The 13,355-nt window shown below is 68.0% G+C and carries 13 protein-coding genes and 1 tRNA gene; 9 read left to right on the top strand and 5 right to left on the bottom strand.

Annotated features, from left to right (window positions below; genetic code table 11):
- Positions 1–127: 127 nt before the first annotated feature.
- The 6 genes from ACZYYX_RS03805 to pknB all read left to right on the top strand — a co-directional run bounded on the left by ACZYYX_RS03805 (position 128) and on the right by pknB (position 8,217).
- The gene (locus tag ACZYYX_RS03805) at positions 128–592 is read left to right on the top strand and encodes an FHA domain-containing protein FhaB/FipA (RefSeq protein ID WP_463813091.1); all 465 of its coding nucleotides are present in this window, start codon (positions 128–130) and stop codon (positions 590–592) included.
- Complete coding sequence (locus ACZYYX_RS03800; RefSeq protein ID WP_463813090.1) at positions 589–2,133, top strand: PP2C family protein-serine/threonine phosphatase; 1,545 nt, start codon at positions 589–591, stop codon at positions 2,131–2,133. The genes ACZYYX_RS03805 and ACZYYX_RS03800 overlap by 4 nt, the downstream gene beginning before the upstream one ends.
- Positions 2,130–3,542 carry an FtsW/RodA/SpoVE family cell cycle protein gene (locus ACZYYX_RS03795; protein WP_463813089.1) on the top strand — a complete coding sequence of 471 codons (1,413 nt, stop codon included), beginning with the start codon at positions 2,130–2,132 and terminating at the stop codon, positions 3,540–3,542. Before ACZYYX_RS03800 ends, ACZYYX_RS03795 begins: the two co-directional genes overlap by 4 nt.
- On the top strand, positions 3,539–5,014 hold the full coding sequence (gene pbpA / locus ACZYYX_RS03790) for a D,D-transpeptidase PbpA (protein WP_463813088.1): 1,476 nt from the start codon (positions 3,539–3,541) through the stop codon (positions 5,012–5,014). Before ACZYYX_RS03795 ends, pbpA begins: the two co-directional genes overlap by 4 nt.
- A 66-nt stretch (positions 5,015–5,080) precedes the next feature.
- Positions 5,081–6,361, top strand: a complete 1,281-nt coding sequence (locus tag ACZYYX_RS03785) for a protein kinase domain-containing protein (RefSeq protein WP_463813087.1) — start codon at positions 5,081–5,083, stop codon at positions 6,359–6,361.
- Positions 6,358–8,217, top strand: a complete 1,860-nt coding sequence (pknB, locus tag ACZYYX_RS03780; RefSeq protein WP_463813086.1) for a Stk1 family PASTA domain-containing Ser/Thr kinase — start codon at positions 6,358–6,360, stop codon at positions 8,215–8,217. The genes ACZYYX_RS03785 and pknB overlap by 4 nt, the downstream gene beginning before the upstream one ends.
- Here pknB and ACZYYX_RS03775 read toward each other — a convergent pair.
- Together ACZYYX_RS03775 and ACZYYX_RS03770 are read right to left on the bottom strand one after the other, a co-directional pair.
- Entirely contained in the window at positions 8,195–8,869 is a 675-nt protein-coding gene (locus tag ACZYYX_RS03775; protein WP_463813085.1) for an aminodeoxychorismate/anthranilate synthase component II, read from the bottom strand. The genes pknB and ACZYYX_RS03775 overlap by 23 nt on opposite strands.
- A gap of 22 nt (positions 8,870–8,891) precedes the next feature.
- Entirely contained in the window at positions 8,892–9,653 is a 762-nt protein-coding gene (locus ACZYYX_RS03770) for a DUF881 domain-containing protein (RefSeq protein ID WP_463813084.1), read from the bottom strand.
- A gap of 117 nt (positions 9,654–9,770) precedes the next feature.
- Here ACZYYX_RS03770 and crgA point away from each other — a divergent pair, with 117 nt between their 5' ends.
- Positions 9,771–10,052: a cell division protein CrgA gene (gene crgA, locus ACZYYX_RS03765; protein WP_046365546.1), complete on the top strand. Its 282-nt coding sequence runs from the start codon at positions 9,771–9,773 to the stop codon at positions 10,050–10,052.
- 149 nt (positions 10,053–10,201) lie between these two features.
- On the top strand, positions 10,202–10,633 hold the full coding sequence (locus tag ACZYYX_RS03760) for a PH domain-containing protein (protein WP_463813083.1): 432 nt from the start codon (positions 10,202–10,204) through the stop codon (positions 10,631–10,633).
- A 3-nt stretch (positions 10,634–10,636) separates the two neighbouring features.
- On the opposite strand, the gene ACZYYX_RS03755 is transcribed toward ACZYYX_RS03760, so the two are convergent.
- Positions 10,637–11,164: a peptidylprolyl isomerase gene (locus ACZYYX_RS03755; RefSeq protein ID WP_046365545.1), complete on the bottom strand. Its 528-nt coding sequence runs from the start codon at positions 11,162–11,164 to the stop codon at positions 10,637–10,639.
- A gap of 106 nt (positions 11,165–11,270) precedes the next feature.
- Between ACZYYX_RS03755 and cwsA the strand changes: the two genes are divergently transcribed.
- On the top strand, positions 11,271–11,675 hold the full coding sequence (cwsA, locus tag ACZYYX_RS03750; RefSeq protein WP_463813082.1) for a cell wall synthesis protein CwsA: 405 nt from the start codon (positions 11,271–11,273) through the stop codon (positions 11,673–11,675).
- A 7-nt stretch (positions 11,676–11,682) separates the two neighbouring features.
- Here cwsA and ACZYYX_RS03745 read toward each other — a convergent pair whose 3' ends face one another.
- On the bottom strand, positions 11,683–13,116 hold the full coding sequence (locus ACZYYX_RS03745) for an alpha/beta hydrolase fold domain-containing protein (RefSeq protein ID WP_463813081.1): 1,434 nt from the start codon (positions 13,114–13,116) through the stop codon (positions 11,683–11,685).
- 113 nt (positions 13,117–13,229) lie between these two features.
- A tRNA-Ala gene (locus ACZYYX_RS03740) sits at positions 13,230–13,302 on the bottom strand.
- Positions 13,303–13,355 lie beyond the last annotated feature (53 nt).

The following is a 13,355-nucleotide window of genomic DNA, read 5'->3' as shown; positions in this document are numbered from 1 at the left end:
GATCGCTGCGCGGGGACGGCGGTGACGTGGCGATCACGTCGACCGCCGTCTGCGTATGGTGGCGGGGCCGAAAGGGCACCGACGAGCGCTCGCGCGAGGAGCATGACCCGGACGGAGAGGACGTCAGATGCAGGGGCTGATGCTGCAGCTGACGCGCGTCGGTTTCCTGTTGCTGCTCTGGCTGTTCATCTGGTCGGTGCTCCGCATCTTGCGCACTGACATCTATGCGCCGACCGGCGCGGTGATGATGCGCCGTGGCCTCGCACTGCGCGGCACGCTGTTACCGACCAAAGACCGCAGTGTTCCGCGACAACTGGTCGTCACCGAGGGCGCACTGGTCGGCACCAGGATTCCGCTGGGCACCCAACCGGTGCTGATCGGCCGCGCCGATGACTCCACACTGGTGCTGACCGACGATTACGCGTCGACGCGCCACGCCAGACTCTCGCCTCGAGGTCCGGAATGGTACGTCGAGGACCTAGGATCGACCAACGGCACATACCTCGACAGGGCGAAGGTGACAACGGCAGTACGCGTTCCGATGGGCACACCGGTGCGAATCGGCAAGACAGTGATCGAGCTGCGCCCGTGACCCTCGTGCTTCGATACGCCGCCCGCAGCGACCGCGGCTTGGTGCGCGCCAACAACGAGGACTCCGTCTACGCGGGCGCCCGACTGCTGGCACTCGCCGACGGAATGGGCGGCCACGCGGCCGGCGAGGTCGCCTCACAACTGGTGATCGCCGCACTCGCACACCTCGACGATGACGAGCCCGGTGGCGACCTGCTCAGCAAGCTCGATGCCGCGGTGCGCGAAGGCAACTCGGCGATCGCTGCGCACGTCGAGGCCGATCCCGAGCTCGACGGCATGGGCACGACGCTCACCGCAATCCTGTTCGCCGGCAACCGGCTTGGCATGGTCCACATCGGTGACTCCCGCGGTTACATGATGCGCGACGGCGAACTCACCCAGATCACCAAGGACGACACGTTCGTCCAGACCCTTGTCGACGAAGGTCGCATCACCGCCGAAGAGGCCCACAGCCACCCGCAACGCTCGCTGATCATGCGCGCGCTCACCGGTCATGAGGTCGAGCCGACGCTGATCATGCGCGAGGCGCGGGCGGGCGACCGCTACCTGCTGTGCTCTGACGGGCTGTCCGATCCCGTCAGCCACGACACCATCGCCGAGGCACTGCAGATCCCCGATGTCGCCGAAAGCGCCGACCGACTCATCGAATTGGCGCTGCGCGGCGGCGGACCGGACAACGTCACCGTGGTGGTGGCCGACGTCGTCGACGTCACCAACCACGACTTCGGGCAGACCCAACCGATTCTCGCGGGCGCCGTCTCCGGCGCGGACGACCAGACCGCGCCGCCCAACACCGCGGCCGGCCGCGCATCGGCGTTCAACCCGAAACGCAATGCCGTCAAACCTGTTGTGCAGCAACCTGAAGAGCCTCCGCCGCGAGCCCGTTCACGACGCCGCATCTACCTTGCGGTGGCTGTATTGGTCTTGGCGGTGCTCGCCGGTTTGGCGGTCGCACGGGAAATCGTCCGCAACAACTACTACGTCAGTGAACACGACGGCGTCGTCTCGATCATGCGCGGTGTTCAAGGCTCCTTTCTCGGGATCGCTCTCCAGGAGCCGTATCTGCTGGGCTGCTTGAACGCCCGCAACGAGTTGTCTCTCATCAGTGCCGATCAGCCTCGGGACAATCTGGGCTGCCGACTGCTGGCCGTCGGGGATATGCGGCCGTCCGAGCGCGCCCAGGTGGTCGCCGGGTTGCCGTCGGGCACCCTCGACGACGCCATCGGTCAGATCGAGGAACTGTCGCGCAGTTCGGTGCTCCCTGTGTGCGCGCCGCCGGCACCCGCGACGTCCAGCCGTCCCACGCCGCCGCCCTCCCCGCGGCCGTCGACGACCCAGACCACCCCTGCCCCGGGAAGCCCTGCGCCAAGCGCGGATCCGACGTCGACGACGGCGACACCCGCGCCGGAGACACCGCGCACCGTGACGTCATCACCGACATCGGCGCAGGCTCCTAGTCCGTCGCCCTCGCCGTCGCCCACCGTGACAGCGCTGCCTCCCCCGCCGCCTCAACCGGGAACGAACTGCCGGGAAGTGGCATGACGACCCAACCGCAGTCCCCGGTTGCGGTGACACCGGCCCTGCCGAACCGCCGCAACGCCGAAGTCTTCCTGCTCGGCTTCGCCGCGTTCATCACCACGGTGGCGCTGCTGCTCGTCGAGGCCAATCAGGAACAGGGTCTGCGCTGGGATCTCGCGCAGTACGCCGTCGCGTACCTGGCACTGTTCGCCGGCGCGCACCTCGCGGTACGACGCTTCGCCCCCTACGCCGATCCCCTGCTGTTGCCTGTGGTCGCGCTGCTGAATGGCCTCGGGTTGGTCATGATCCACCGTCTCGACCTGGCCGCCGGTGAGCCCACCGCACGCGGACTGGGCGGTACCGCCAACCAGCAGATGCTGTGGACCCTCGTGGGCGTCATCGGGTTCTCGCTCGTGGTGATCTTCCTCAGTGACCACCGGCTGCTCTCGCGGTACGGCTACGTGTGCGGGTTGGTCGGACTCGTCCTGCTCGTCATCCCCGCGCTGCTGCCCAGTTCGATGTCCGAACAGAACGGCGCCAAGATCTGGATTCGGTTGCCCGGCTTCTCAATTCAGCCCGCCGAGTTCTCCAAGATCCTGCTGCTGATCTTCTTCGCCTCGGTGCTGGTGTCGAAGCGCAATTTGTTCACCAGCGCAGGCAAACACGTCCTCGGCATGGATCTGCCGCGGCCGCGCGATCTGGCCCCGCTGCTGGCGGCGTGGATCGCCTCGATCGGCGTGATGGTCTTCGAAAAAGACCTCGGCACGTCGCTTCTGCTCTACGCCTCGTTCCTCGTGCTGGTCTACATCGCCACCGAGCGCTTCAGCTGGGTGGTGCTCGGGCTGAGCCTGTTCGCCGCCGGAAGCGTGATCGCCTACTACGTCTTCGATCACGTCCGCGTCCGCGTGCAGACGTGGCAGGACCCCTTCGCCGATCCCGACGGCGCCGGCTATCAGATGGTGCAGTCGCTGTTCAGTTTCGCGACGGGCGGGATCTTCGGGACGGGCCTGGGCAACGGCCAGCCCGGGACCGTGCCTGCCGCCTCGACCGACTTCATCATCGCCGCCGTCGGCGAAGAGCTGGGCCTCGTCGGCCTGGCCGCTGTACTGATGCTCTACACGATCGTGGTGATCCGCGGCATGCGCACCGCGATCGCGGTGCGTGACAGCTTCGGCAAGCTCCTCGCCGCCGGCCTGGCCGCCACCCTGGGCATCCAGCTGTTCATCGTCGTCGGCGGCGTCACCAAACTCATCCCGTTGACCGGCCTCACCACGCCGTGGATGTCCTACGGCGGCTCGTCCCTGGTGGCGAACTACCTGCTGCTCGCGATCCTGGTCCGCATCTCGCACAACGCGCGCCGCCCGCTGGACGGCCGCGGCACTCCTCCGGGCCCGATCGCCGCGGCGAGCACCGAGGTGATCGAGAAAGTATGAACACCTCACTGCGCCGTATCTCGGTCATGATCATGGGTCTGGTCGTGCTGCTGCTCGCCAACGTGACCCTCACCCAGGTCTTCACCGCCGACGGCCTGCGTTCGGATCCGCGCAACCAGCGGGTGTTGCTCGACGAGTACTCCCGCCAGCGCGGCCAGATCTCTGCCGGCGGGCAGCTGCTGGCCTACTCGGTGTCCACCGAGGGCCGGTTCCGGTTCCTGCGCGTGTACCCCAACCCGCAGACCTATGCGCCGGTGACCGGGTTCTACTCGCTGAGCTACTCGAGCACCGGCCTGGAGCGCGCCGAGGACACGGTGCTCAACGGGTCGGACCAGCGCCTGTTCGGACGCCGCCTGGCCGACTTCTTCACCGGCCGCGATCCCCGCGGCGGCACCGTCGCGACGACGATCCGCCCCGAGGTGCAGCAGGCAGCGTGGGACGCGATGGACAAGGGCTGCAACGGGCCGTGCAAGGGCGCCGTCGTCGCCCTGGAGCCGTCGACGGGCAAGATCCTGGCCATGGTCTCGGCGCCGTCCTACGACCCGAACCTGCTGGCCACCCATGACGTGAACGAGCAGGAGCAGGCCTGGCAGCGCCTCCGTGACGACCCGAACTCGCCGCTGCTGAACCGCGCGATCTCGGAGACCTACCCGCCGGGGTCGACGTTCAAGGTCATCACCACCGCTGCGGCGCTGCAGAACCGCGCCACCCCCGACACCCAGGTGACCGCGGCGCCGCAGATCGCGTTGCCCGACAGCACCGCGACGTTGGAGAACTTCGGCGGCTCCTCGTGCGGAGGCGCGCCGACGACGTCGCTGCAGTACGCCTTCGCGCACTCGTGCAACACCGCGTTCGTTCAGCTCGGCATCGACACCGGCGTCGATGCGCTGCGTGACACCGCGCAGAGCTTCGGGGTGGACACCGCGCCTGCGCCGATTCCGCTGCAGGTCGCTGAGTCGACGTTGGGGCCGGTACCGGACGCCGCGGCGCTGGGGATGTCCAGCATCGGACAGAAGGACGTTGCGCTGACGCCGCTGCAGAACGCGATGGTGGCCGCGACCGTGGCCAACAAGGGGGTCACGATGCAGCCGTTCCTGGTCGACAGCCTCAAGGGCCCAGACCTGTCGAACATCGCCACCACGGCGCCCAGCGAAGTGCGGCGAGCCATCCCCGAACCGGTCGCAGATACACTTACGAACTTGATGGTCGCCGCCGAGCAGGTGACTCAGCAGAAGGGAGCCATCGCCGGCGTGCAGATCGCATCAAAAACCGGCACTGCGGAACACGGCACTGACCCGCGCAACACGCCCCCGCATGCCTGGTACATCGCCTTTGCGCCTGCTCAGGCACCCAAAGTGGCGGTGGCGGTACTGGTCGAGAACGGCGGTGACCGCCTCGACGCCACTGGCGGTGCGGTGGCGGCCCCGATCGGCCGCGCGACGATCGCAGCAGCCCTGAGGCAGGCGTCGTGAGCCCCCGAAGCCGAGCGAAGCGAGGCGAGAGATGAGCCGCCGAAGCCGAGCGAAGCGAGGCGAGAGATGAGCCCCCGCGTCGGTGTCACGCTGTCGGGGCGGTATCGGCTGCAGAGGCTGATCGCCACCGGCGGCATGGGCCAGGTGTGGGAAGGCGTGGACTCCCGACTGGGCCGCCGCGTCGCGATCAAGGTGCTCAAGGCCGAGTATTCGACCGATGCGGAGTTCGTTGAACGATTCCGCGCCGAAGCCCGCACGGTCGCCATGCTGAACCATCCGGGCATTGCCGGGGTGTACGACTACGGCGAGACCGACATGGACGGGGAGGGCCGCACCGCCTACCTGGTCATGGAGCTCGTCAACGGCGAGCCGCTGAACTCGGTGCTCAAGCGCACCGGTCGGCTCTCACTGAGGCACGCCCTCGACATGCTCGAGCAGACCGGACGGGCCTTGCAGGTCGCTCACACCGCGGGCCTGGTGCACCGCGACGTCAAACCGGGCAACATCCTGATCACCCCGACCGGCCAGGTCAAGCTGACCGACTTCGGCATCGCCAAGGCCGTCGACGCGGCCCCGGTCACGCAGACCGGCATGGTCATGGGCACCGCGCAGTACATCGCGCCAGAGCAGGCCCTGGGTCACGACGCCACGGCTGCCAGCGACGTCTACTCCCTGGGAGTCGTTGGCTACGAAGCAGTTTCGGGCAAACGGCCGTTCACCGGCGACGGTGCCCTGACGGTGGCGATGAAGCACATCAAGGAGACTCCTCCCCCGCTGCCCGCCGACCTGCCGCCGAACGTGCGGGAACTGATCGAGATCACACTCGTGAAGAACCCCGGCATGCGCTACAAGTCCGGCGGCCCGTTCGCCGACGCCGTCGCCGCCGTGCGTGCCGGTCGCCGTCCACCCCGGCCCAACGCGGCTCCCGCGATCGGGCGCGCCGCCCCGGCCGCGGTCAAGCCGACCATCGCGCCCAGCCCCGCCCAGCCGACCGGACGCGCCCCCGCCGCAGCGCCCCGCACCCGCACCACCGGCAGCCATCACCGCTCGGCACCACCCGCGCGACGCACCTTCTCCTCCGGCCAGCGGGCCCTGCTCTGGGCCGCCGGCGTGCTCGGGGCGCTCGCGATCGTCATCGCGATCCTGATCGTCCTCAACGCACAGGACCGCAAGGACCGCGCGCCCGCGCCGGCCACGGTGACCGAGACACCGTCCGCGACCACCGAGACACCCGCTGCCGCACCGGCCCTGACTGTCGATGACGACGGCGTCGTGCGCATGTGGGTAGCCCGTGCCGTTCAATCCGCGCCACCTCCGGCAGCGCCGCCCCAACGAGAACTGTCATGACGACGCCCCAGCACCTGTCCGACCGCTACGAAGTCGGCGAGATCCTCGGCTTCGGCGGCATGTCCGAAGTCCACCTGGCCCGCGACATGCGCCTGCACCGCGATGTGGCGATCAAGGTGCTGCGCGCCGACCTCGCCCGCGACCCGAGCTTCTACCTGCGCTTCCGCCGCGAAGCGCAGAACGCGGCGGCGCTGAACCACCCGGCGATCGTCGCCGTCTACGACACCGGTGAGGCGGAGACCCCGACGGGCCCGCTGCCCTACATCGTCATGGAGTACGTCGACGGCGTCACGCTGCGCGACATCGTGCACACCGAGGGCCCGATGCCGGCCAAGCGGGCGATCGAGGTGATCGCCGACGCGTGCCAGGCGCTGAACTTCAGCCACCAGCACGGCATCATCCACCGCGACGTCAAGCCGGCCAACATCATGATCAGCAAGACCGGCGCCGTGAAGGTGATGGACTTCGGTATCGCCCGGGCCATCGCCGACGCCGGCAACCCCGTCACGCAGACGGCCGCGGTGATCGGCACCGCTCAGTACCTGTCCCCCGAGCAGGCGCGCGGCGTGAAGGTCGATGCCCGCTCGGATGTGTACTCGCTGGGCTGCGTGCTCTACGAAATGCTCACGGGCGAGCCACCTTTCGTCGGTGATTCGCCTGTCGCTGTGGCTTACCAGCACGTCCGTGAGGACCCGGTGCCACCGTCGGCGCGCCACGCCGACATCTCCCCCGATCTCGACGCCGTGGTCCTCAAGGCGCTGTCGAAGAACCCCGACAACCGATACCAGACGGCCGCGGAGATGCGTGCAGATCTGGTCAAGGTGCACAGCGGGGAGAGGCCCGACGCCCCGAAGATCTTCACCGACGCCGAGCGCACCTCGCTGCTGTCAGCCGCGCCGTCACGCGGCGGCCCCGTGTCCCACCAGCCGCGTTATCAGCCGAAGGAACGTTCCGGGTCGGTCGGCAAGTGGGTGGTGGCGGTAGCGGTGCTCGCCGTGCTCACCGTCCTCGTCACGATCGCGATCAACTCCTTCGGCGGGGAGACTCGCGACGTCCAGGTGCCCGACGTTCGTGGTCAGGCGTCCGCCGATGCCATCGCGACGCTGCAGAACCGCGGATTCACGATCAACACCGAGCAGGACTCCAGCTCCGAGGTACCGCCGGACCATGTGATCGACACGGACCCGGCTGCGGACAGCTCCGTTCCCGCAGGCTCCGAGATCACCCTGAAGCTGTCGTACGGCCCGCAACAGGCCGAGGTGCCCGACGTCTCGGGTCTGAGCTACGCCGATGCGGTGCGCAAGCTGACCGATGCCGGGTTCAGCCGGTTCCGGCAGACCACGTCGGCGTCCCTCCCGGAGCAGAGGGACCGGGTGCTGTCCACGGTGCCGCCGGCCAACCAGACGTCGGCGATCACGAATGAAATCACGATCGTGGTCGGGAAGGGCCCGGCGACGGCCATCGTGCCTGACTGCGTGGGGCAGACCATCGAGGTGTGCCAGCAGATCATGACGGCCTCCGGGTTCGCCAAGACGGTGCCGGTCCAGGTAGACAGCACCACCGCCGCCGGGCAGATCATCGGCAGCGACCCGGCCGCCGGCCAGACGGTCCCGCAGGACACGGTGATCCAGATCCAGGTGTCGCGCGGCAACCAGTTCGTCATGCCGGACCTCACGGGCCAGTTCTGGACAGACGCCGAACCGCGGTTGCGCGCGCTGGGCTGGACGGGCGTTCTCGACAAGGGTGCCGACGTGCAGAACAGCGGGCAGCGGACCAACGCGGTCGTCTCCCAGACCCCTCCCGCGGGGTCTGCGGTGAACTACACCGCCAGGATCACGCTGAACTTCGCGTCGTAGCCGCCGCTACGGCCGTCGCGACCTCGTTTTCGAGACGGGCCACCAACGCCTCATCCGGCGCGGTGCCGCAGTCGGCGAGCCAGTTGGCCAGCATGCGGTGGCCGCCTTGGGTGAGGATCGATTCCGGGTGGAACTGCACGCCGTGGATGGGCAACTCCACGTGGCGTACGCCCATCACGACGCCGCCTTCGGTGCGCGCGATGACCTCGAGGTCGGCGGGCATCGTCTCAGGCAGGATCGTCAGCGAGTGGTACCGCGTGGCAATGAACGGATCCGGGAGGCCGTGAAGCACCCCGCGGTCGGTGTGGAAGACCGTGCTGGTCTTGCCGTGCAGCAGCTCCGGCGCACGATCCACGGTGCCGCCGAACGCCACCCCGATGGCCTGGTGGCCCAGGCACACGCCGAGCAGGGGAGTGGCGGCCGCCGCACAGGCGTGGACCAGGGGGATGGATGCACCGGCGCGCTCCGGGGTGCCGGGGCCGGGGCTCAGCAGCACCCCGTCGAATTCATCGGCCACCGCGGCGACAGCCGCCTCGGAGGACAGCCGTTCGTCGTCGTTACGCCAGACCTGCGCGTCCACCCCGAGCTGGCCCAGGTACTGGACGAGGTTGAACACAAAGCTGTCGTAGTTGTCGACGACGAGAACCTGCATGCGCACAGGCTACCGCCGCACGTCAGTACCCCAGGGGTCCCATCGGTTGGGCGTACTTCATCGTGACCGGCGCGGTGTAGCCGACGAGCTCCACGTCACGGACGTTCTCTGAATAGCCGAGGCCGAACCGGACCGCGTACTGCTTGTACAGCGTCACCAGCGGCGCCTCGGACAGCGCGCGCTGCATGGCCGCGGCGTCGCCGATCGCGGTGACGACATAGGGCGGGCTGTAGGTGCGTCCGTTGAGCAGCAGGGTGTTACCGACGCATCGCGGCGCCGAGGTCGCGATCAGGCGTTGATCCTGCATCTGGATGCCTTCCGCGCCGGCGCTCCACAGGGCGTTGAGGACAGCCTGGATGTCCTGCTGGTGGACGACGAGATCGTCGGGCGACGCGTCGCGGGGGAAGCGGCCCTGGGCGTCGCGCTGGGCGTCGTTGAGGGTGACGACCAGGCCGGGGCCCCGCATCGGGGTCAGCCCGGCGTCGGGGGCCAGCGCGTCGGCGCGACCGGAGATGGCCGTCAGCGCGGCTGCGGCACTGGGGGAGCCGCCGTGGTGGTTCTCGATCTGCGGGGTCAGCGCGTCGCGCTCGGCGGTCAGACGGTCCACCGACTGCTGGGTCTCACGGACCAGGTCGACCAGGCGCGGGGCGTCGCTGCGGCGGATCTCGTCTCCACCGGAGACGCTGTAGGTGGCACCGAGCAGCAGGCCGGCCGCCGCGCAAACCACGGGAACACCCCAGCGCCAAGCCGAGCGGGAGCGAACGGTTCGGTCACGGGCGTCCATCGGTTGCATCTCTCCGGGAGTCGGTGCTGATCGCGGCTGCGTTAGGCTTTGGCTCAACATCGTCGGCCCAACACTGTCGTCCCAAATATCGTCGCACCGAATCGTCCGAAGGTACCCATGCCCAAGTCCAAGGTCCGCAAGAAGAACGACTTCACCATCAACCCGGTGAGCCGTACGCCGGTCAAGGTGAAGGCCGGCCCGTCGAGCGTGTGGTTCGTGGTGCTGTTCTGCGGCCTGATGCTGATCGGGCTGGCGTGGTTGATCGTGTTCCAGCTGGCCGGCAGCGGCCCGGACGTGCCGAGCTTCCTGCAGTGGATGAGCAACCTGAATGTGTGGAACTACGCCATCGCGTTCGGCTTCATGATCACCGGTTTGCTGCTCACGATGCGCTGGCGGTGACGGGCGCCGACCCTGTCCGCGTGTCCTGGCAGTCGTCCGCCGTTCGATCGCATGCAACCTGCTCGTAACCGGATCACATCGATGTTATTCATCCCCACTGTGGATAGCACTTGTGGATAACGGGGTAAGTCCCGGTAGGAGGGTGTGAATTGTCCTCCCAGCAAACAACTTGGGGTCCGCCGACGGCAGGCATCATCGGTGCCGCCGGACTGGGCATTCTGCTGGCTGTCGGTGTTGTGACGCTGGTCACAGACGTGCCGGGGCGCATTCTGATCGGTACCGCGGCTGTGGGTTTGCTCGTGTTCGCCACCCTGTCGTGGCGCGCTCGTCCGAAACTGGCAATCGACGGCGACACCCTGATCTACCGCGGCTGGATCGGCACGCGACGGCTCACCCGGGCCGACATCAGCCTGGTCCGCATCACGGAGTTCCGCCGCATCGGGCGAAAAGTACGACTACTCGAGATCGACACGATCGATGGCCGGCTCCTGGTGCTGAGCCGGTGGGATGTGGGCACGGACCCGGTGCGCGTGCTCGATGTTCTGACCGACGCCGGCTTCGCGCGCGGCGCCGGTCGGTGATGGCTAGGAGATCGTGACCGACTCGATGACCACGGGATCGGTGGGGCGATCGCTGCGGTCGGTCGCCGTGGTGGCGATCGCGTCGACCACCTTCTGCGACTCCGGATCGACGACCTCGCCGAAGATGGTGTGGCGGCGGTTCAGGTGCGGGGTCTTGCCGACGGTGATGAAGAACTGCGAGCCATTGGTACCCGGCCCGGCGTTGGCCATTGCCAGCAGGTAGGGCTTGTCGAACTGCAGCTCGGGATGGAATTCGTCGGCGAACTGGTAGCCCGGGCCGCCCCGACCGGTGCCGGTCGGGTCGCCGCCCTGGATCATGAATCCGTCGATGACGCGATGGAAGACGGCGCCGTCGTAGAACGGCCCCGACGAGCCGCCCGAGGCGTTCTCGGTGCTGTAGTCCTTGGTGCCCTGGGACAGGCCGACGAAGTTGGCCACGGTCTTGGGGGCGTGGTTTCCGAACAGGGCGATCTTGATGTCACCGCGGTTTGTGTGCAGGGTCGCGGTCGCTGTCTGAATGGGGCTCGTCACGGAAAGTCAGTGTGCCACGCGCCTCTGAAGCCCAACCGGGCACCGTGCGGTTGGCGGAGATGGCAGGCTGAAGCTCGTTGTCATCCGGTGCCGAGAAAGGTGGGCCATGAGCTCCAAGACCCGAGTCCGACTGACCCCGAGCCAACGGCTCAGCCGCGGCCTGAAGTACTCGACGGTCGGGCCCGTGGACGTCACCCGGGGCGCCGTGGGTATCGGGGTGAACTCGGTGCGGTCGTCGGCGTCGTGGATCGGCCAGAAGTACCGCAGCAGTGACGTGGCTCAGCAGCTCAAGGACGAGCTCGCCGCGGCCCAGGAGGTCGTGGTGAATCTGCCCGACACGCTGGAGAACCTGCGCGCGCCGAAGCGGCGCCGCCGGCCACGCCTACTCGTGGTGGCTGTCGGCGTGGCCGTGCTGGCCGGGGGAGCGGCGGCGTTCTCGATCGCCCGCCGCTCGACGCAGCCGGAGCCCTCGCCGCTGCCGCCCAGTGTCGAGGTCGACCCCAAGCCGTAGCCGGGAACTAGACGAGGCCGAGCTGGCGGTAGATGTCGGGGAGAATCGCCCTGGTCTCCCGAAGAATCGTGAAGATCGCCCAGTCGTGGGGTTCGCCTGCGCGTAGCACGAAGGTGAAGTCGGCGCCGGGTGTCCCCGCGGCCTTTTCCCTCAGCACCAGCAGATCGGGTGCGACGACGTCGCGACTGCCGACGTAGATGGCCGTGGGCGGAAGCCCTTCCAGCGATCCGTACAGCGGACTCAGCAGCGGGTCTTTCAGGTCCAGTCCGTCGGCCCACTGACCGACATTCTTCTGCAGGTCTGCGAGTACTTCCGGCGTGAACACCGGGTCGTCGACGAGTGCGATGGCCGGATTGCTCAGCGTGCTGTCCACCCCGGGCGCGCTCAGCACCATGAACGAAGGGACCGTACGCCCGTCCTTCACGAGCAGTTGCACCGCCGCGAGTGCGATGTTGCCGCCGGAAGAGTCGCCGAACACGCTCACGTTCGCTGCGCTTCGCTGGTCGATCTGAGCGGCGATGAGGTCGGCCACCGTCGGCACGACCTCTCGCGCCGTCCCCTCGGGCACCAACGGGTACAACGGCACGATCACCGTCGCCCCGGTCTTGCGCGCCATCGCGCTGTAGAAGAGCCAGTTGAACAGCGTCGGCTGCAGGACCAGAGCGCCGCCGTGAACGGCCACGACGGCCTTGTCCGAGGTCAGCCGGCGGGACTGCAGTGTCCACACCGGCATGCCCTCGAATTCGGTCTGCTCGGCGGTCAGCCCCCTCAACGATCCCCGTGGCGGATGATCGCTCTGCAGCAGCCCCGTGGCCGGGAGCGTGAGGTCCACGTGGATCAGTGAGCCGATCTTTCCGACCACGCCGAAGGTTGCGGACAGGGCCTTCGACAACAAAGACGGCCTTCCGGTGAACACCGGTGCATCCAGCGCGGGTGCTTCGGCGACGACAACCTCGGCAACGACCGTTCGCGCCGGCTCCCTCACCACAGGATCGGTCGAGACGGACTCCTCGGTGTCGCGTCGGGCGAGGGCGAGGAACGTCAGCGCGGTGGGACCGTCCGCGGGGAGGCCAGGCGCATCGCTGCTCGACCTGCGCTCGGTCACGCGTCGAGTCAAAGCGCGTGGTGAAAGAGTCTCCGTCGCAGTGTCTTTCGACACGGCCTCGGAGTTCTGCAGCGATCGGCGCCCCGGTCGGGCGTCCGGTCGGTCGGTGTGTCGCCGTGCGGTCGGCCGGCCATCGGAGGCGCGTTCGCTGCGTCTGGTGAGGCGGGTTGCAGAGTGCGGCGTCTCCGATGCCGACGAAGCCGCTGAATCGGCGGGTGCGGCCGATGCCGTCCACTGATCGGCGACGGCGATCCCGATGCCGACAGTGACCGCGAGGGCCCCGGCCAGACTGAGGTGCTTTCCGTAGGTGACGGCCGCACAGGTCGTTGTCGTCATGGCAGATCTCCCTCGACAACAGCAGAGTGCGCTCTTGAATCAGCCGATGTCGTCAGTAGAGGAGTACTGCACTTATTGGAGGAGAGCGGCTTCAGACCGCCGCGCGATAGGAGTGGAGCCTAGGAGATTCGAACTCCTGACATCTGCCTTGCAAAGGCAGCGCTCTACCAACTGAGCTAAGGCCCCTCGTCAGGAAGGTGCATCGGCGATGGTGTGCCAAATTTCGGGACTGTGCTGGG

The sequence above is a fragment of the Mycobacterium sp. IDUB_1 genome (assembly GCF_055419625.1).
The sequence above is the reverse complement of the archived record's forward strand: the minus strand, read 5'-3'. Positions and strand labels throughout refer to the sequence as shown.

Bases quoted from the DNA above. Each gene is read 5' to 3' on its own strand.
- ACZYYX_RS03805 (WP_463813091.1), top strand. From the start codon at position 128: ATGCAGGGGCTGATGCTGCAGCTGACGCGCGTCGGTTTCCTGTTGCTG.
- ACZYYX_RS03795 (WP_463813089.1), top strand. From the start codon at position 2,130: ATGACGACCCAACCGCAGTCCCCGGTTGCGGTGACACCGGCCCTGCCG.
- pbpA (WP_463813088.1), top strand. From the start codon at position 3,539: ATGAACACCTCACTGCGCCGTATCTCGGTCATGATCATGGGTCTGGTC.
- ACZYYX_RS03785 (WP_463813087.1), top strand. From the start codon at position 5,081: ATGAGCCCCCGCGTCGGTGTCACGCTGTCGGGGCGGTATCGGCTGCAG.
- pknB (WP_463813086.1), top strand. From the start codon at position 6,358: ATGACGACGCCCCAGCACCTGTCCGACCGCTACGAAGTCGGCGAGATC.
- ACZYYX_RS03775 (WP_463813085.1), bottom strand. From the start codon at position 8,869: ATGCAGGTTCTCGTCGTCGACAACTACGACAGCTTTGTGTTCAACCTC.
- ACZYYX_RS03770 (WP_463813084.1), bottom strand. From the start codon at position 9,653: ATGGACGCCCGTGACCGAACCGTTCGCTCCCGCTCGGCTTGGCGCTGG.
- crgA (WP_046365546.1), top strand. From the start codon at position 9,771: ATGCCCAAGTCCAAGGTCCGCAAGAAGAACGACTTCACCATCAACCCG.
- cwsA (WP_463813082.1), top strand. From the start codon at position 11,271: ATGAGCTCCAAGACCCGAGTCCGACTGACCCCGAGCCAACGGCTCAGC.
- ACZYYX_RS03745 (WP_463813081.1), bottom strand. From the start codon at position 13,116: ATGACGACAACGACCTGTGCGGCCGTCACCTACGGAAAGCACCTCAGT.